The 17,461-nt window shown below is 35.6% G+C and carries 18 protein-coding genes and 3 pseudogenes; 3 read left to right on the top strand and 18 right to left on the bottom strand.

All coding sequences use genetic code 11. The annotated features are described in order from the left end of the window. Window positions 1-4: 4 nt before the first annotated feature. From AABL52_RS12060 to AABL52_RS12035, 6 genes are read right to left on the bottom strand one after another with little or no spacing between them, the layout of a single operon-like run. Entirely contained in the window at window positions 5-967 is a 963-nt protein-coding gene (locus AABL52_RS12060) for a DUF979 domain-containing protein (protein WP_098096428.1), read from the bottom strand. A gap of 1 nt (window position 968) precedes the next feature. Continuing rightward, window positions 969-1,664, bottom strand: a complete 696-nt coding sequence (locus tag AABL52_RS12055; protein WP_000593388.1) for a DUF969 domain-containing protein — start codon at window positions 1,662-1,664, stop codon at window positions 969-971. Window positions 1,665-1,685: 21 nt separating this feature from the next. After that, entirely contained in the window at window positions 1,686-2,447 is a 762-nt protein-coding gene (gene pxpA / locus AABL52_RS12050) for a 5-oxoprolinase subunit PxpA (RefSeq protein ID WP_341519496.1), read from the bottom strand. An 18-nt stretch (window positions 2,448-2,465) separates the two neighbouring features. Further along, window positions 2,466-3,455, bottom strand: a complete 990-nt coding sequence (locus AABL52_RS12045; RefSeq protein ID WP_341519495.1) for a biotin-dependent carboxyltransferase family protein — start codon at window positions 3,453-3,455, stop codon at window positions 2,466-2,468. Then, window positions 3,446-4,159 (bottom strand): 5-oxoprolinase subunit PxpB, encoded by a 714-nt coding sequence (gene pxpB / locus AABL52_RS12040; RefSeq protein WP_341519494.1) that lies wholly within the window; start codon window positions 4,157-4,159, stop codon window positions 3,446-3,448. Before pxpB ends, AABL52_RS12045 begins: the two co-directional genes overlap by 10 nt. A gap of 14 nt (window positions 4,160-4,173) precedes the next feature. Continuing rightward, entirely contained in the window at window positions 4,174-4,926 is a 753-nt protein-coding gene (locus tag AABL52_RS12035) for an IclR family transcriptional regulator (RefSeq protein WP_341519493.1), read from the bottom strand. A 164-nt stretch (window positions 4,927-5,090) separates the two neighbouring features. Between AABL52_RS12035 and AABL52_RS12030 the strand changes: the two are divergent. Then, window positions 5,091-5,270: pseudogene (locus AABL52_RS12030) on the top strand (hypothetical protein); the annotation flags it as partial. Window positions 5,271-5,463: 193 nt separating this feature from the next. On the opposite strand, the gene AABL52_RS12025 reads toward AABL52_RS12030, so the two are convergent. The 5 genes from AABL52_RS12025 to AABL52_RS12005 all read right to left on the bottom strand — a co-directional run bounded on the left by AABL52_RS12025 (window position 5,464) and on the right by AABL52_RS12005 (window position 9,992). Next, window positions 5,464-6,297, bottom strand: coding sequence for a DNA alkylation repair protein (locus tag AABL52_RS12025; protein WP_341519492.1), 834 nt, complete (start codon window positions 6,295-6,297; stop codon window positions 5,464-5,466). 153 nt (window positions 6,298-6,450) lie between these two features. After that, window positions 6,451-7,002, bottom strand: coding sequence for a signal peptidase I (gene lepB / locus AABL52_RS12020; protein ID WP_000662492.1), 552 nt, complete (start codon window positions 7,000-7,002; stop codon window positions 6,451-6,453). Window positions 7,003-7,025: 23 nt separating this feature from the next. Beyond that, on the bottom strand, window positions 7,026-7,703 hold the full coding sequence (locus AABL52_RS12015; RefSeq protein ID WP_341519491.1) for a copper homeostasis protein CutC: 678 nt from the start codon (window positions 7,701-7,703) through the stop codon (window positions 7,026-7,028). A 196-nt stretch (window positions 7,704-7,899) separates the two neighbouring features. After that, a complete protein-coding gene (locus AABL52_RS12010) occupies window positions 7,900-9,045 on the bottom strand; it encodes a stage II sporulation protein P (protein WP_097843664.1) in 1,146 nt (381 codons plus the stop codon). Between the two features lie 218 nt (window positions 9,046-9,263). Further along, complete coding sequence (locus AABL52_RS12005; protein ID WP_341519490.1) at window positions 9,264-9,992, bottom strand: ArsR/SmtB family transcription factor; 729 nt, start codon at window positions 9,990-9,992, stop codon at window positions 9,264-9,266. A gap of 69 nt (window positions 9,993-10,061) precedes the next feature. Between AABL52_RS12005 and AABL52_RS12000 the strand changes: the two genes are divergently transcribed. Both AABL52_RS12000 and AABL52_RS11995 read left to right on the top strand, forming a co-directional pair. Further along, window positions 10,062-10,532 carry a DinB family protein gene (locus AABL52_RS12000; RefSeq protein ID WP_341519489.1) on the top strand — a complete coding sequence of 157 codons (471 nt, stop codon included), beginning with the start codon at window positions 10,062-10,064 and terminating at the stop codon, window positions 10,530-10,532. A gap of 139 nt (window positions 10,533-10,671) precedes the next feature. Then, a pseudogene (locus AABL52_RS11995) lies at window positions 10,672-11,030 on the top strand (DUF4440 domain-containing protein). Window positions 11,031-11,166: 136 nt separating this feature from the next. Here AABL52_RS11995 and AABL52_RS11990 read toward each other — a convergent pair. From AABL52_RS11990 to AABL52_RS11960, 7 genes and pseudogenes are all read right to left on the bottom strand, one after another. Further along, entirely contained in the window at window positions 11,167-12,315 is a 1,149-nt protein-coding gene (locus AABL52_RS11990) for an acyl-CoA dehydrogenase family protein (RefSeq protein WP_341519488.1), read from the bottom strand. Between the two features lie 154 nt (window positions 12,316-12,469). Then, window positions 12,470-13,102, bottom strand: a complete 633-nt coding sequence (locus AABL52_RS11985) for a YdcF family protein (RefSeq protein ID WP_000662230.1) — start codon at window positions 13,100-13,102, stop codon at window positions 12,470-12,472. Between the two features lie 330 nt (window positions 13,103-13,432). After that, complete coding sequence (locus AABL52_RS11980; RefSeq protein ID WP_341519487.1) at window positions 13,433-14,020, bottom strand: GNAT family N-acetyltransferase; 588 nt, start codon at window positions 14,018-14,020, stop codon at window positions 13,433-13,435. A 112-nt stretch (window positions 14,021-14,132) separates the two neighbouring features. Next, window positions 14,133-15,461 (bottom strand): YjiH family protein, encoded by a 1,329-nt coding sequence (locus AABL52_RS11975; RefSeq protein ID WP_048566125.1) that lies wholly within the window; start codon window positions 15,459-15,461, stop codon window positions 14,133-14,135. A 113-nt stretch (window positions 15,462-15,574) separates the two neighbouring features. Then, entirely contained in the window at window positions 15,575-16,453 is an 879-nt protein-coding gene (locus tag AABL52_RS11970) for an aminoglycoside phosphotransferase family protein (RefSeq protein WP_341519486.1), read from the bottom strand. Between the two features lie 3 nt (window positions 16,454-16,456). Continuing rightward, window positions 16,457-16,972 carry a GNAT family N-acetyltransferase gene (locus tag AABL52_RS11965; protein WP_000841644.1) on the bottom strand — a complete coding sequence of 172 codons (516 nt, stop codon included), beginning with the start codon at window positions 16,970-16,972 and terminating at the stop codon, window positions 16,457-16,459. A 27-nt stretch (window positions 16,973-16,999) separates the two neighbouring features. Beyond that, a pseudogene (locus AABL52_RS11960) lies at window positions 17,000-17,457 on the bottom strand (DUF2691 family protein). Between the last annotated feature and the right edge of the window lie 4 nt (window positions 17,458-17,461).

Genomic DNA, 17,461 nt, shown 5'->3' with positions numbered 1-17,461 from the left:
CTAATTAGAAACGATATACAAGGCCGTACATAATAAACATATTGATGATAAAGATTGAAAGAGCAATTGGTACTTGCGCTTTAATAACTGCGTTCTTATCTTTTAGCTCTAAAAGCATTGCCGGAACGATATTAAAGTTTGCTGCCATTGGAGTAAGTAGTGTTCCGCAATATCCAGCAAACATGCCGAGTGCTGCCATAATCGCTGGGTTTCCTCCGTGCATTTGAACAATTAAAGGTAAGCCAATTCCGCCAGTAATAACGGCAAACGCTGCGAATGCATTTCCCATTACGACTGTAAAGAGCATCATTCCTAAACAATATGCCATAACAGCTACAAACGGATACTCTGTCGGTAATACTTGACCGACTAAATCAGAAACGACTTGTCCAACGCCAGATTTCGCGAAAATACCGCCAAGTGCTGCTAACATTTGTGGTAAAATGACAGCCCAGCCGACAGCTTGTAATAGTCTGCTTCCTTCTTGTACAGGCGTTGTTATTTTCGATTTTGTAATACGCATCGCTGCAACGAATGCAAGTAATGCCCCTAGTGCTAATGCTACTAGCGTTACTTTATCTGGATCAACAAGGGAAACATTTCCCCATTTGATTTTCCCTAACGTTAACGTACCGATAATTGTAAAAATAGGTATTAAAAGTGCAGGCATAAAAATTTTATTTTTTAATTTCTCAGCATGTTTTACACGTTCTTGTACTGGTACTTCTTTCTCCTCTGATTTTGTTACTTTGTTTAATGAAGCTAACACGACCATAGCGAGCACGATACAACCAACGTAAAACGAAGGGATTACATTTCCGAATAAAAATGTAACTGCAAATAACGCCCAAAATAAGCTAGAACCCCATCGGTTTGGATGTTCACGATCAAATGCAATACGAACAGCGATAAAGGCCACGATTATACCTAATACGTAATAAATTGTATCCATTGTGATGATGTTCATTTTATATTGCCTCCTTCTCTTCTTTTTCTTTTGATGTCATCGTTTTCGCTATATATTTATCAAATCTTCTAAATCTGATCCAGCTCACAATAAGCGCTGATATTGCAGTTGGAATGCCCCAAAGCGCCATATCCCACACACCGACATGCATACCTACTGAATCGAAGAATCCTTTCATTAATAAAATCGCACCTGTCGCGATAAATATATCCTCTCCGAAAAACCAAGCTGTATTTTCCGCAGCTGCTGCGTTTGCTTTAATTTTTTCTCTTAACTTTTCAGGTAACTTACCATACTTACCTTGCGCAGCTCCCTCTGCCATTGGCGCAACGAGCGGTCTTACTGTTTGCGCATGACCACCAATGTTCAGTCCAAGTGCTGCTGATGATTCTCTTATCGTAAAATATGACATTAATACTCTTCCAGTTGTTGCGCCTTTTGATTTCGTTATAAGTGCTTCTGCTCTTTCTTTTAAACCGTAACGCTCTAAAATGCCGATTACCGGTAAAGTTAATATAATTGGCATAGACATATATCTATTTTCTATGAAAAATTTACCGAACATGCTGATCACATCATAAAAGCTTAATCCTGAAACCATACCAGTAACAATACCTGCAACCATAACTACTAATAGTGTATTTAATCTAAATAAAAAACCAACTGCAACAAGTAGTATCCCGATTAATTTAATCATCCCAGTACTTCCCCCTATTTTTTATTTCGATGCACAAATAGAAATACCATTAAGTTCGAATGTTCTGTATATTTTTTTCGCAAATTGCAATGCTTTCTCTCCATCACCATGCAAACAAATGGTTTTCGCTTGAACTGCTACTTTCTCTCCGCTCACCGCGTTTACATAGCCTTCTTTCACCATTTGTAGCACTTGCTTTATCGCTTCATCTTCATTTTTTATAAGTGCATTTTCTTCTGTCCGGCTCGTCAATGTCCCATCTTGCTTATACGTACGATCTGCAAAAGCTTCTTGTACGAGAGTTATATTGTATTTTTCTGCAGCCTGTATAAAAGCTTCGCTATTTGCTAATCCGTAAAGTAATAGATTTGGATTACTATCATAAATTGCCTTTGCAATTGCATCTGCAATTTCCGGATTAGTCGCTGCCATATTATATAGAGCACCGTGCGGTTTTACATGATGCATTTTCCCTCCTGCCGCTTTCACAAAAGCGTCTAATGCGCCGATTTGATACAATACATAATCGTATACTTCACTCTCTGACACATTCATGTTTCTTCTTCCAAATCCAATTAAATCAGGAAAACCAGGATGCGCGCCAATTGCTACGTTATGCTGCAGTGCCTTTTCGACCGTTTTCCTCATTACAGTCGGATCACCCGCATGAAAACCACAAGCAACGTTTATAGAGGAAACGAACGGAAGAATTTCATCATCATTCCCCATTGTATAAGCTCCAAAACTTTCTCCTAAATCACAGTTTAAATCGATTGTCGTCACAATATTTCCCTCCTAGTGTCAGCTTCGTAAAGCGATGAATTTCTTTAATAGACTCATATTTACTTCTTGTCCTATGTACAATTGTTCCGCTTCTTCCAGCGTAATTTTCTCAAAAGAAACATAGTCCCCCGGTTTTAACTGAGCAAGAAGAGGTAAATCTACTGAAATGATATTTCCCATTCTCGGATAGCCACCTGTCGTTTGTCTATCTGCCATTAATATAATCGGCTGTCCACCATTAGGAACTTGAATGGTCCCAAATGTAACGGGACTTGATAAAATCTCTTTTTCTTCCACTCTATTTAAAACTTCTCCTTCAACCCTATAGCCCATACGGTCAGCGTAATTAGATACTTTATACTCTTTCGTAAAAAACGCCTGTATACTTTCTTCTGTAAATTGATCATATTCAAAATCAGTTATGACGCGCAGCTTAGGATATTTCTTATACTTTGGCAGTACGCTGCTGCTAATTGCCCATTTCGTTTTGATTTGCTCACTCTTTTGTAAATCTTGAATGAAACGACTTGCCATTTCTGTGTGCGTATCAATTTGAAAATAATCCCCTTTTTTCAGCATCCTTCCTTCAATACCACCAATCGCAGCACGTATGTATGTACTTTTGCTTCCCATCGTACGATCAATATGTATACCACCTGCAAAAGTCACATACGCTCTGCAACCACTTTTCACTTTTCCAAAACAAAGCATGCTACCTTCTTCTGCAAAAATGGGACGCCATAATGGAATACGCTCCCCATTCAGTAAAGGTTCCATATCCGCTCCGCCAATCGCAAGTAAAGTCGTTTTCTTTATTAACAATTTAGGTCCCATAATTGTCATTTCAAGTCCTGCTTCATTCTCTTCATTACCGACCAACATATTGATCATCCGAAGTGCACTTTGATCCATGGCCCCGCCAACTGGTACACCGTATTGTTGATAATGAGACCGCCCTAAATCTTGGACTGTTGTAAACATCCCTGCATGTAAAACCTCTACATCCATTTTTTAGCCCCCTCAAGTGATACGTACTCTTCCTTCGTTATTGGGATAAATCGTAAATACATACCGCTTTGAATATAGGTTGGTGTTTCTTCTTCTGGATTAAATAAGGAGATTGGAGTTCGGCCAATAATATTCCATCCACCCGGCGTTTCAAGCGGATATATACCTGTTTGATTTCCACCAATACCTACCGAACCAGGAGGTATTTGTAACCGTGGCGTTTCTTTTCTAGGTGTTTCTAGTTCTTTTGATAGTCCTCCTAAATACGGGAATCCTGGTGTAAAACCTAACATATATACAAAATATGTTGTTTCACTATGTATACGAATAACATCCTCCGCTCGCAATCCTCTACAATGTGCAACCTCTTCTAAATCAGGTCCATATTCTCCCCCGTAGCAAACAGGTATAGAAATATGTTTCACATCCTGATTTAATTCTTCTTGATACGAATTACAAAGCTCCTTTATATACCGGCAAACGTGATGATATGACCCTTCACTTCTCCCATTTCGCTTCCATACTTCGTATACATTGTAGTAGACCGCTAATGAAGTGAAAGACGGCACACACTCAACCATTCCTGTAAACGGGTGCCGCCTCAACGCTTGATATAATCGCTGCACTTTTTCGTATGTCTCCATCTCAATTTCTTCACCAAATGTAACAGTAATTGCTTGATCCCCTAACGCAGAAAATTTCATCCCACTCCCTCTTTCTATGCCAAAAAGCCGAGTTCTTTCGAAATGCGATGTGCTGTTTCTTTCACCTTCGCAATAAAATATGAAATGTTACTTTCGCTGTACTCAATTGCTAATCCCGAAATACTAATCCCCGCTACAACCGTTCCATCACTTGCAAAAATGGGCGCTGCTATAGCGGCTGTATGATTTTCTAACTCAGAGTAGCTAATTGTGTGTCCTTCCTTTTTCGCCATTTGTAACACTTCTAGCAATTGTTCCTTATCCACAATGGTTCCATCCGCAAACTGTTTTAAATCCGTTTCCTCTACGTATTTCTGCTTCTCTTCCTCAGAGAAATACGATAGTAAAATTCTCGGACATGCACCCGCATAAAGTGGAGCTCTTCTACCAACCGCTGTATACACGCGTACAGGCTGAGCACCTTCCATCTTTTCCACATAAATCGCATCATTACCATCTTGAATAATTAAATTAACTGCCTGCCCTAAACTATCTCTAAGCTCTTTCATATAGGGAATCGCAATATTTCTTACTGATAATCTTTGTGAAACAAGTTGACCGAATCGTAAAAAAACGACTCCTAGACGATATTTCCCCTTCTCGTTTTTTTGTAAAAACTCCATTTCTTCTAACGAGCCAATTAAACGATAAACAGATGTTTTCGGCATACTCGTAAGCTGAACCATCTCTGTTAAACTTAGCTCTTCATGCTCATAAAACAACTCTAAAATATCCATTGTCTTAACTGCCGTTTTATTTATACTCATTCTATCTCCCTCTTGTTCCGAATTTTGGAACTTAAATTCCGTTTTTCGAAACAAATATATAATTTAAAATTATAAAATATTCTTTCAATTCTATCAATATTTTTTTCACATACATAATCCGATATATTTTGTCCGCTATTAAAAAAACACAAATAATATGTGATTTATATAGAATGAAAGGCTCTTGGATGATTGACAGAACTTTAACACGTAAAGAACGAACTATTAGTGAATGTAATTTATATTGGAGTGATTGGCTTCCTGAAGGTGAATATAAAATTATTTTTAGAAATAGAGACGGTTCACTTTCCAAAGTACATGTTGCCACAAAACTATTAGAATAAAAGTTACAATAAAAAAGTACGGAAGTTTAGATTTGAAATGAAATTTGATCACCTTTCATTCCTAACACTAATATAAAAAAATATAAAGAGCATGTATTGATCAATACATGCTCTTCTCATAGTTATTCGAAATATTCTTTTTTAACATGATTGATTGTTCCTCCGTACAACTAACAAGTCTATTAGTTACATATTACTTATTTTTCAAAATCGTTCTTTTAGCTTTTTTAATAATTCTACTAGTTGATTTTATGTCAGTATCCTTTGCCCATTCTTCACACAGGTTCATTACCCAATCCGGTTTAGTTTTACTTGCATCATTTAACCAGTTTCCAACCGAATCTTGTACATATTTTGATGAATCTGATTTAAGCAAATTAAGAATGGGAAGTGCTTTTTCAGGTTCTTGTTTTAATATTTCAATATGTTTACTCCATACACCTCGAGGACGAATAGATTCTACAGAGAACCTGCGAATATTCTCATCCTCACTTTTTGCCCATTCTACTAACAATTCCACACTTTCTTCTATATTTTGTGAAAGATCTTCTCTAATAGACATCCAAGCAATTTCTCGAACACCAAAATGATGATCCGCCGCAAAAGGTCGAATGTACGTTAATGTATCTTTTAATGTGTTATTTGATTTTTTATTCATAAACGCCGCCCAACATCGTACACTATCTGAAATATGATCAGATAATTTCAACAGTATGTCTTCCTTGTTTCCTTCATACTCTTTGAGTATAATTTCATCCAATAAAATTCCTGTTATTCGTATGACTTTCATTCCTGTTTCAACGTTCTGTTTTTCTAATTCAGCTACTATACATTCCAAGCTATCCTTGAGTCCTATTGAAGGTAAGACATTTTTAAGTAGTTCAATATGATTTATAGCTAGCCATTCTGTTAAATTAACACTTTCTACTTTCCCTTGCTGTAGTAATTGTAAGACCTCTTTAGGAATTTCGTTTACTTTCCTAGGTCCTTTCCTGTTTAGGATAGCTTCTACTTCTTTCGTTATCATTTAAATTCCCTCCTTGCAATACTATCTTCAAATAAACAGAGGCCATTTTGAAAAATAATAATCAAAATGACCTCTGTTTTTCTTAAATGAACATTCAGTTTTACAAAAAATGTGATTTAAATCCACCGGAAGAATATTTCTCCCATACTTGCTTTATAAAGCTCTTACTTGTTTCAACGGCCAGAAAACAGCTTGTCCTTTTCCGACAATCTCATCTTCTGAAATGAATCCAAACATACGACCGTCTTTCGAAACTTCACGATTATCTCCTAAAACAAACACTTGGCCTTCTGGCACTTTCGTTTTTCCTGTGATTTGTTCTAACGTAAAGTCTGGAGTTAATACACGGCCTGCTGCTTTTTCTTTAAACTCTTTTAAATATGGTTCTTCCATCGCTTTTCCGTTTACATATAAAACATCGTTTTTATACTCAACTGTATCGCCTGGTACACCAATTACTCGTTTTACTAAATCGTATCCTTCTTTACCGTGGAACACGATAATATCAAAGCGATCTAATCCACTTATACTATAACCAATCTTATTCACAAGAACTCGTTCGTTATTTTCTAAAGTTGGCATCATCGATTCGCCTTGTACTAATGAAGGTGTAAATAAAACACCACGAATAATAGCGATTAATACAAGTGTAAACCCTATCGTTTTAGCCCATGAGAATAATTCTTTCTTCGTATTTTCCTTCATCGTTTCTCCTCTTTCTTACGTGTTTATTGTATGATTTGAACTAATTTTTGTACTAAATTAGGATCAATTTCAGAAAAACATGATTCCCCTTCTCTTACCGCTGTACCGACATGAGCTTGCGAAATTCCAGTTTCATCTAGCAAACGCTTTATATTTTCTTTCGTCACGCCAGCTCCAGCAACAAGTTGAATTTGACCCTCGCTTACCTTTTGCATTTGTGTAAGCACTGGAATATTCTCTACTATATTTCCTTGTCCACCTGAAGTTAAAACGTGAGTCACTTTATGAAACTTCTTTAAAGTTCTCATCGCTTCTACTGGATTTTCTATATCATCTATCGCACGGTGGTACGTTACATTTATTCCATCTACAACAGATAGTAAATCCGCTAATTTCTCTTCATCCACTTCATTTCGTTCGTTTAATACGCCTAATACAACACCAGCTGCACCTAACTTCTGCGCAACGATAATATCTTCCTTCATCATTTCAATTTCTTCTTCCGTATATGTAAAAGACTTCGCATGCGGACGAATCATAACGTGAATCGGTATATGTACTGCTTCTACCGCTTTTTTAATAAATGCATAACTCGGCGTTAAACCGCCTTCTGTATAAGATGAAATTAATTCAATTCGCTTCCCGCCAGCTCGTTCAATTCGTTTTACATCTTCTAAACATGTTGCAATAACCTCTAGCATGAGATAACCTCTTTTCGTGCTTTTTTCTTATTATAACATTAGTAAAAATAAGAAACCTAGCTTTCTCCTATAAAACTGTAAAAAGAAGAATGAAAAGAAAGATTTTTTCAATCGATGACGTTCATTGGTGATTTTATATTCTACAAAAAAGGAGTAATCCCCTAGCACTTCTGACTAGGTATCACTCCTTTTTATTTTAGTTATTTTTCTTAGTCACTCCATTATAATAGTGGCTAAATGCTTCTACTAATGCATCAACTGACGCATACAATTCTTCTGGTGTATTATCTACCCCTCCCATTTCAATAAGTAATGCATTGGGAGAAAGATCTTGATTATATACTCCGTTCCCACTTTTACGATCTTTAATAAAAATCCCTCGGCTTAAACCGTAATACTTTTCATCTAAATATGAATTGATTGCCGTTACTATTTTTTTATTTTTTTCAAAGTTAGGATTTTCTCGTCCTAAAATGAAATAAAGCCGAGCATAATTCTTTCCGTTAATATTTTTTGTTGTAATATTCTTTCGTGCATCGTCTCTATGAAGATCCATTGGAAACATAATATTTTTATCTTGTGCCAATTTATCTTGTAATATTTGACGGGATCCTTTGTAAGATTGGGCCCAATTTAAATTTTTATTTCGCAGAAAATCTCTCATATTTGTCGTATCATGTGAAACACCTATTCCCTTTTCTTCTAGCTTTTGTTTTAAATAGTTTCCAACAAACGTAATATTCACTTCATTATTTGTACTGGAAGCATCGTCGGGTACAGTAGCACCTGGAATAAGAGGAATAAACGCTTCCCAACTATGTGTATGATAAATAAAAACTTTATTTTCACTGTTATTTTGTGTATTTGAATTTTCATCAGTAGAATTGTTTTCTTTCTCACTCTTTGGGCGCTCAATAGCAGTACCTTTATCTTTAATTTTATCTAAAGGAATGCTGGATTCTTCCGGAATGTTCGTATAATCTGTTCCTTCCCCAGCAATTAATATTTCTGAATAAAATTGATTCATGTTCGGAAGTTCCCGGGTTAATAAACTTCGAAGATCATTTACATTAATGTTTGTAGAAAGTGACAGTAAAAAAGATTCCAAAGACGCTCGTCCTTTTTCTTTATGGAATTCTTCTGCAAAATAACGATTTTCACTTCCTATCATATACATAAGGCCTTTAGTAGAATTCGTTCCCAATAATTGATTCATATAAAATGATTTAAATACGCTGGAATTACTAGAAATGAAGAATGAAGTGAGGATACATATAATAGTGAATAAAATACATATCACTACATACCTTGCATTTAATACTTTCAGTTTAATTTTATTCATTTTATATCTCCCTTCATTTACTATATTCTTACGCATAATTTTCAATGAATATGATTACTAATTTAATAGAATTGCCTCAACTACTATGTTTTCATTTAAGCTCTTTCCATAAAGCAAATGAGGTTAAAGTTGCCGTGCGCAAATATTATCAAAGATTTTAAAAGAAATTAAATAACCTGAGTCTATATAAATATAGAACTCAGGTTATTTAATACTGCTTACTCGACAGGAGGCACTGCATTTTGATGGACTTTCTTATTGTCCATGTCAATGCCTAATTGGTCCTTCAACAATTTCGTACCTTTTTTTGTAAGATGAACAGCCCGATTCTTATCCGTTTTTGTAATCCATTCCTGTTCAAAAAATAGTTTTGCTATTGCAGCTCCTAACCAACCAGAAATATGGTAACGTCGTTCACTCCAATCAAGACAAGGTTTTGCAAATACCCTTCTCTTTATATCTGCCGTTTCAATATTTATTCCAAAATTCAGAAACCATTGCTTACCTTGTTCCGTTACGATGTATTCTCCTTCCTTTAAAATTATAAATTCCCTATGTAGTAATTTTTCAGTTATCTCTACACCGAGTCTGCCTGCAAGATGATCATAGCAAGTTCGAGCATAACGAATTTGTTTTAGTTGGTCCGATTGTTTTAAAGACCGAACTTGGACTGTTGGTGCAATTGTTCCTAACTTTTCAAGAACTTCTGCTACCTCTTGATTAGTAAGTCGATAGTAACGATGTCTACCATGTTGTTCAACTGTAAGTAGATTCCCCTCTACTAATTTAGAAAGATGAGAACTAATCGTTGGATGTGACACTTTTGCCTTATAAGCCAATTCGCTAGCAGGTAGTGCCTGATTGTTCATTAAACAATCTAAGATAATTGCTCTCGTAGGTTCAGCAATTAGTTTAGCTATATATGAGATATTCGGATATACATTCATATTTCGATGATACCCTAACTGTTAAATTGATACAATTATTTTAAGTTAAATAGTAAAGGAGAATGTATTATGAATGCAATTGATATTAGTATATTAAATTTGAAAGAAACGAGAAGGCGCTCAGAAAAATTATGGAATTCTCTTCCCGATAATTTTCTTAATTGGAAGCCTGATCATGAGGCCATGTCCTTTGGTGAGATGATTCGTCATGTTTGGACCTCAACTTTTTACTATCATATGATTTTAAAAAATAACGGCTCAATACATGACATACATATCCCATATGATGACGAGCCAATTACTTGTGTAAAAAATGAAATTGAATTGGCACAATCATACTTTACTGACTTCATAGAATATGTTCAATCCATAAGCATAGCTGAGCTAGATTCAATCCTTATTGATCGAAGCGATGTTGGCTATCAAAGATATTTAGGCGACATGCTATTACGAATTGCCTATCATGATGCGGTCCATTCTGGTCAATTTTTACAATATTTACGAATGATAAACTTGGAAAGACCTTTAATTTGGGATTAAATATAACAAATGTTTACAAAGCTTCCAAACTGGCATTATAATAATACGCAATCAATTATCTAACTAGTCAAAATTCTTTTCGTTAGTTAAAAAGAGCAGTTTAGTTGTTGTACGATAATTAATACATGGAGATGATCACGTGAAAAAGCACTCTGAATTAAAAAAGCATTTATGTGAACTGGAAGAAAAACTATTAGAACCTAAACTCGTACAAATCCAGCAGAACTGGACAAATTACTTGCAGACGACTTTTTTGAGTTTGGAAGTTCGGGAAACGTTTGGTATAAGAAGGATTCTGTTGGTGGAGACGGACTTAGTGTGAGAGAAATGACTCTTTCTAATTTTGAAATATACCCTTTATCGAAGGATACTGTGTTGTCGACATATCTTGTAAGAGATGAAACTAGAATGCAGAATACTTTGCGAAGTTCCATTTGGAAACTGATAGAGGGAAAATGGCAAATGTTTTTCCATCAAGGAACACTCACAAAATCATAATGATTATTTATATTAAAACGCTGCATTTTAAACCAGTATATCAAGCGAATAAAAAGCACGTGTTCGATTATTAATCAAACACGTGCTTTCAAAACAACTATATTGTCCATAAACAATAAAATATAAGGTAAAAAATCTACGACCGAAACGCCGCATCCGCTAATATAGATAGTGTTGCATCATCCATCGGCGGATTGTGCAACCCTGCTCTGACATTTAAATAGTAACGGTGAAGTGGATTTTTTTCTGATAAACTTTTTGCTCCTACGATGCGCATTGCTTTATCAACAATAGATATCGCTGCATTCGTTACGGCATATTTCACTGCTGCTAGTTCTGCTTGCAGTGATAATTTATCTTCTGCCTCATCGTACTTTTTCGAAATTTGATATAAAAAGACGCGAGCTTGCATAAGCTCGAGTTCTAATTCTCCAACTAATCTTCTAATATTCGGTAATAAACTAATAGAATGGTTTAAACTATTTGGCTTGTATGATCCCGCAAACTGAACTGCATAATTTCTTGCTGATTGTGCAATTCCTAAATAACATGCTGGTATATGTAGCAACCAGCCAATACCCTTTTGTTTTACTTTCCCGCCCAATACATTCGTAAAAAAGCGACTTTCTATCTCTACATTTTGTAAGACAAGGTCATGACTAGCAGTCCCTCGCATCGCAACGCTATCCCACGTTTCTTCAATGGATACACCGAGCGTATTTCTTGGAATGACAAACTCACCAACTTCTTCTCGGCCTTCAATACTTGCTGAAATAATAAAATAATCAAGTATTGGCGCCATCGTTGTAAAAGTTTTTCTTCCATTTATAACCCACTTCTCGCCTTGTTGAACCGCTATCGTTTCTGGCTTACCGCCACGCGTCGGACTCCCTGTTTTTGGCTCTGTTGCTGCCCGGTTAAAGAGTGCACCGTTACGCACTTCTTCGCAAAACCATTTGAACATCTCATCATTCCAAGAGCGATTTTCCGCTAATTCTTTCACAATACCAAGGTGCCAGCCAATCGATAATGCCGTGGCCCCACAGCCTTCCGCGATTTTCTCTTGAAATAAAACGAAGTCATATAAAGAAATCGCACTACCACCAAATTCTTTCGGTAACGTTAATTTCGTATATCCGATATCTTTCAAATCACTTATATTTTCATACGGAAATGATCCTAATTCACTTAGTTGATGCTCCCTTTCCATGAACTTCGGAATCAATTTATTTATTTTTTCAATAATGAAAGATTGTTCTTCTGTTTCAACAAATGAGAGTGCCATTCTATAATCTCCTTTATGTTCGATTCATCAACCGCTCACTTTTTCATTATGATTATATGAAGCTACCTCTCTATTGTTTCACTATTCCGATAAAAATACAATGTTTTTGACCAATAAGAAAAGTTCCTATTTTAAGATAGGTTCTTTTCTTATATTAGTCTCCCTTCAATGCCTTTAATGGCAAGGAGGTTACATATCCAATGTACGAGAATAATTCTTTAAAGAAGAATGGTATTTCTGTGTCTAACGTTTTATATGCTGATGTCGGCGTTGGTGAAGCATACGCTTCAATATTAATATGTTTTGCGATTCTCATTGCGCGTTTCATATGAAGTGGATCACTTACAATCGTGTATGTGCGTATTCCGTTCTCTATTCCAACTTCCTTCGCATTCTTTAAGTTTTCTTCAGTGAAAAGGGATTTTGTTTCAATTAAAATATCTTCGTCTTTTACACCTTGTTTCATTGCATATACTCTTGCAGTACGCGCTTCCTCAAGTTCTGCCTCGAACTTTGTACCACCTGTAAAAATAATCTTTTTAATATTTCCGTTCTTATATAAAGAAATCGCATGATTAATTCTTTCTTTAAATACAGGAGATGGTTTTCCATTCCATGAAGCTGCTCCTAGTACGATACCAGCATCCGTTTTCACGCCATCATTTGTTTTAAAACGATAACTCCAAATATCGTAAGCTGCATAACTTACATATAAAATAGCAGAACAAATCATTAGTAAAAATACTTGAAAGATTCGTCTTTTCTTACTCTTCTTATTTTCTTTCATTTGTAATTGCCTCCGTACATCATCCATACTTCTATAAAAAAACATTTATATCAAATCGTTTTGTTTGAGTTTATTTAAAAGAAGGAACTTAACTTGTTATTTATGTATAAAAGGGTTTTCATTTAAAATTGAGGATTATCAATTCATTTTTATTTGCGGTTTTCATTACATGTTTTAAATTCATAAGTTTATTACCATACAACTACATTGTAACGAATTTTTTCTCAGAAGGGAACGATGAAACAAAAGGAATTAAAATAAAGTAGCATTTTGTAAGAAAAAAGGTATATTTTTCATACATCACGAACAATATACCTTTCAAAACACGAATTATAACTTTTCTTTATACAATTCTAATTTTTCCAACAAACGAGCTTTCACTACTGGCCATTCGCTTGCGATTATACTATACACAACTGCATCTCTCACATGACCACTTGGCAATTTTCTTTCATTTCTAAGCATCCCCTCTTTAACTGCTCCTAATCGCTCAATTGCTCGTTGTGCTTTTTCATTTCTTGCATCTGTCTTAATTTGCACTCTCAGCATATGCAGTTTTTCAAAAGCATACTGGAGAATCATATACTTACACTCTGTATTGATACTCGTACGTTGCACACTTGGATGATACCACGTTTGTCCTAATTCGACTGTTTTATCTTCTACTGAAATATTATATAAACGTGTACTTCCTACAATTGTATTCGTCTGTTGATCCACTACAACGAAAGGTATTTCATTACCCCTTCCGTAACCCTTTATCGCTTTTTGCACGTATTGCTGCATATCTTGAACACTATCCATTTTAGAGATTAAATACGCCCAAATATCACGATTTCCTTCTACAATCGAAAACAAAGTTTCGACATCATCACTATCTATTAACTGTAACTTTGCTCTTTCATGAATTATTTCCATTTGTTCCCCTCCTCTTTTTTAACTATATCATACAAAAAAACATCTTATAATCTACATATCGTAAACTAACAAACATAAAAAAACTCGCTTTTCTTTAAAGCGAGTTCATTCTTTATAGAAGTATGTAAGCAATCGGCGTAATAATAAGTAACGTTAATATCGTTCTTTGTACATAGAGAATAATAAGTTCCGATACTTTTAACGGAATGTCTGTCGATAAAATACAAGGAATGGAAGCTGAGAAGAACAATATAGATGATACCGAAACAACCGCAATGACAAACTTTGTCACAAGTGGTGCACTTACTACTAATAATGATGGCAAAAACATTTCCGCAATACCAACGGATACCGCTTTAGCAGCTAAGTCTGCTTCTGGTAATTGTAATAGCCATGTAAATGGATAAAAAATATAGCTGATCCAATCAAATATTGGTGTAAACTTTGCTAAGATGATACCCATTAACCCTACTGACATAATTGATGGTAAAATTCCCATCGTCATGATAAAACCGTCTTTTAAGTTCACTGCAATATTTTTCATAATACTCGGTGCAGACTTTGATACTTCTAACGCATCTTCCCAAGCTCGTTCTAGCATTTTTTCTTTATAAACAGGCTCTGGGAACCCTTCTTCTGTTACATATGTATCTGGTTTTCTACTAAGGGGTGGGATTCTTACGGTGATAGCAGTTACGATGAATGTGACAACAAGAGTAGTCCAAAAATAAACATTCCATAAATGCATAATGTCTAATGTTTTTGCGATGATGATCATAAATGTTGCGGATACTGTAGAAAAACCTGTAGCGATAATGGCTGCTTCTTTTGTCGTATATTTTCCTTCTTTATACACGCGGTTCGTAATTAATAACGCCAATGAATAGCTCCCTACAAAGGAAGCAACCGCATCGATTGCTGATCTTCCCGGTGTTTTCCATAACGGTCTCATAATCGGACGGCAAAATGTACCGATAAATTCTAGTAATCCGTACCCGACTAATAACGCTAAAAAAGCTGAGCCAATTGGAACGAGTAAACTTACCGATATTACTAGTTTCTCATACAAAAACGGCCCTACATCTGGCGCAAAGAACCAGGCTGGTCCCACTTTAAAACAATATAGTACACCGAAAACGACGCCAACTACTTTTAAAATAGAAAAACAAATGTCTACGAGGGACGTATTCCATTTCTTTGTATAAAACGGATAAATTGCACCCATTACCATAACAAGTAGTGCGTAATAAGGTACTACTCCTGGAACCGAAGCCCGGACCCAAGATACGATATGATCAATCATAATGGACGAAGCACCATTTATCGTAACCGGTACGAAAAACATAAACACCCCAACGAGACTAGCGAGTATAAACCGAAGAATGATCCTCTTCTCACTCCCTGTCTTAATTACATTCCTTTTTAATTCAATTTCACTCAAAATTCGACACCTCCTATTTATCTAAATATTCTGTATAATCATGTTAGATTCCTTCTTTTGATTTCTAATATTTAATCATATGAAAAAGCCTATTTTGAAATAGGCTTTTTCTATTACCTCTCATAATCATCCACAATCACTTGAATGACACGATACGATTCTTCCGCCACTATCTTATTACTAATCTTATTCGCATCATACGTAATTAACGCCTTCCAAAGTGTCCATCCTCTCGCCCTATTCCACGTTTCTTCATCTATGCGCAATACTTCTTTAAATACATTTCTACTATTCTTATCAAAAAACGTCCAAGCCATCGCCGCATCACAAGCAGGATCCCCTACTCCTAAAATACCAAAATCAATTACGGCACAAAGCTTTCCATCCTTAACGAGTAGATTTCCTGGTGCAACATCTCCATGAACCCAAACTGGTTTACGCTCCCACGTTGACTGAAGTGCTAAATCCCAAAGATGCTTTAATACTATTTCATCAAAAACATCCTTATTATTTTCGATAGCACCTCTCGCCTCTTCATCATATACAAATATAAGCCCGCCTCGGTAAAAATTATGTGCTCCAGCTATCGGTCCGTTAGTCGCATCAATGGATTGCAATTCTATTAAAAATGCTCCTAAGTCCGCCGCAAATTCATTTAGGTCACGGACACTTTGTTTCGTAACAGTATCTCCTTCTATCCACTTATTAATAGACCAAGGCCAGGGATACTCCTCAGATGGATTTCCTTTCGCAAGTGGTGTAGAAATCGGTAAAGAAAGCTCCTTACTTAATATAGGTAGCCACTTATTTTCTTTCTCTACTTGTGGTGCATATGCCACGTCACTTGGCAATCTTACACTCATCTCATCCCCTAAGTGAAATGTTCTGTTATCATGCCCACTAAACTTTACAGGTTTCACTTCTAAATGTGCCCATTCAGGAAACTGTTCCCCTATTAACCTTTTAACTAAATCGGTATTAATTTGATCCATTCACTATCCCCTTTTCTTTTGAAACTTACTAAGTCCATCTATACTCCCAACATATTCAAAACCATTTCTCTTATAAAAATCATTCAATATGCGATTATGCCCTACACAATCTAGTTTCAAAAACTCTTTGTCATGTTTTACATTCTCTTCTACCCACCGTAAAATCCATTCTCCTATTCCGTTGCCCTTATACTTCCGTTTCACCGCAAATCTATGAATATATAATGAATTAGAAACTTCCTCTTTACCAAAAATATATTCATCCCATTCATTTTGTTTAGGAGATACTGTCACTGTACCGATAATTTCATCTTCCTTTGTAATCACATATGTATATTTCTCCCTTATCCCTTCTAATATTTCAGCTGTAGCTTCCCCGCCTAACAAATACTGCCACTGATCAACTCCTTTATGTTGTAACCACTTTGCTACTTCTTTTAATAGAGCAATAATGCTATCGCTTTCATTTTCAGTAGCAGTTCGAATCTTATATTCTTTTGTTATTGTATTGCTCTTCATATTTTCATGTCTCCTTTCAAATTACTACTATACTGATAATCGCGTTCTACCGTCATTTTCGTCTGTCACGTATTCAACGTAAAAATCTTGATTCAGTGCGTTTTCATACATCAACTCAATCGCTTTTTGATCTTTAGCGTAAATTGTGACGTATGTACAATCCGCAACTAGTAAAACTCATTCACACTTGCTCTCTTTAAATTCTTCATATGTTTCAATATCTCCTAGTACTTCCCCTTTTGGATACGCTTTTAAATCTGCAAAAATAACATAATATATATTGTCTTTAAATATTTTTTTCAAATCTGATCCTTCCACTATACTTAGTTCTTCTGGAAATAATGCCTCATCCAATCCACCACGTGCTACTAAGTATGACTCCTCACTCCCCACCAATCAAATGAAGAAATATCAATCGGCTTTAACACTTTCCAAAGTAAATTATCATATCTATCTAGAATATCTACTGTAATTCCTCTTTTCATTTAT

The organism is Bacillus paramobilis, assembly GCF_038096195.1.
Taxonomy (GTDB): Bacteria; Bacillota; Bacilli; order Bacillales; family Bacillaceae_G; genus Bacillus_A; species Bacillus_A mobilis.
Note: the sequence above shows the minus strand (reverse complement) of the source record. Positions and strands in the feature narration are given on the sequence as shown.

Bases quoted from the DNA above. Each gene is read 5' to 3' on its own strand.
- AABL52_RS12060 (WP_098096428.1), bottom strand. From the start codon at position 967: ATGAACATCATCACAATGGATACAATTTATTACGTATTAGGTATAATC.
- AABL52_RS12055 (WP_000593388.1), bottom strand. From the start codon at position 1,664: ATGATTAAATTAATCGGGATACTACTTGTTGCAGTTGGTTTTTTATTT.
- AABL52_RS12045 (WP_341519495.1), bottom strand. From the start codon at position 3,455: ATGGATGTAGAGGTTTTACATGCAGGGATGTTTACAACAGTCCAAGAT.
- pxpB (WP_341519494.1), bottom strand. From the start codon at position 4,159: ATGAAATTTTCTGCGTTAGGGGATCAAGCAATTACTGTTACATTTGGT.
- AABL52_RS12035 (WP_341519493.1), bottom strand. From the start codon at position 4,926: ATGAGTATAAATAAAACGGCAGTTAAGACAATGGATATTTTAGAGTTG.
- AABL52_RS12025 (WP_341519492.1), bottom strand. From the start codon at position 6,297: ATGATAACGAAAGAAGTAGAAGCTATCCTAAACAGGAAAGGACCTAGG.
- lepB (WP_000662492.1), bottom strand. From the start codon at position 7,002: ATGAAGGAAAATACGAAGAAAGAATTATTCTCATGGGCTAAAACGATA.
- AABL52_RS12015 (WP_341519491.1), bottom strand. From the start codon at position 7,703: ATGCTAGAGGTTATTGCAACATGTTTAGAAGATGTAAAACGAATTGAA.
- AABL52_RS12010 (WP_097843664.1), bottom strand. From the start codon at position 9,045: ATGAATAAAATTAAACTGAAAGTATTAAATGCAAGGTATGTAGTGATA.
- AABL52_RS12005 (WP_341519490.1), bottom strand. From the start codon at position 9,992: ATGAATGTATATCCGAATATCTCATATATAGCTAAACTAATTGCTGAA.
- AABL52_RS12000 (WP_341519489.1), top strand. From the start codon at position 10,062: ATGAATGCAATTGATATTAGTATATTAAATTTGAAAGAAACGAGAAGG.
- AABL52_RS11990 (WP_341519488.1), bottom strand. From the start codon at position 12,315: ATGGCACTCTCATTTGTTGAAACAGAAGAACAATCTTTCATTATTGAA.
- AABL52_RS11985 (WP_000662230.1), bottom strand. From the start codon at position 13,102: ATGAAAGAAAATAAGAAGAGTAAGAAAAGACGAATCTTTCAAGTATTT.
- AABL52_RS11980 (WP_341519487.1), bottom strand. From the start codon at position 14,020: ATGGAAATAATTCATGAAAGAGCAAAGTTACAGTTAATAGATAGTGAT.
- AABL52_RS11970 (WP_341519486.1), bottom strand. From the start codon at position 16,453: ATGGATCAAATTAATACCGATTTAGTTAAAAGGTTAATAGGGGAACAG.
- AABL52_RS11965 (WP_000841644.1), bottom strand. From the start codon at position 16,972: ATGAAGAGCAATACAATAACAAAAGAATATAAGATTCGAACTGCTACT.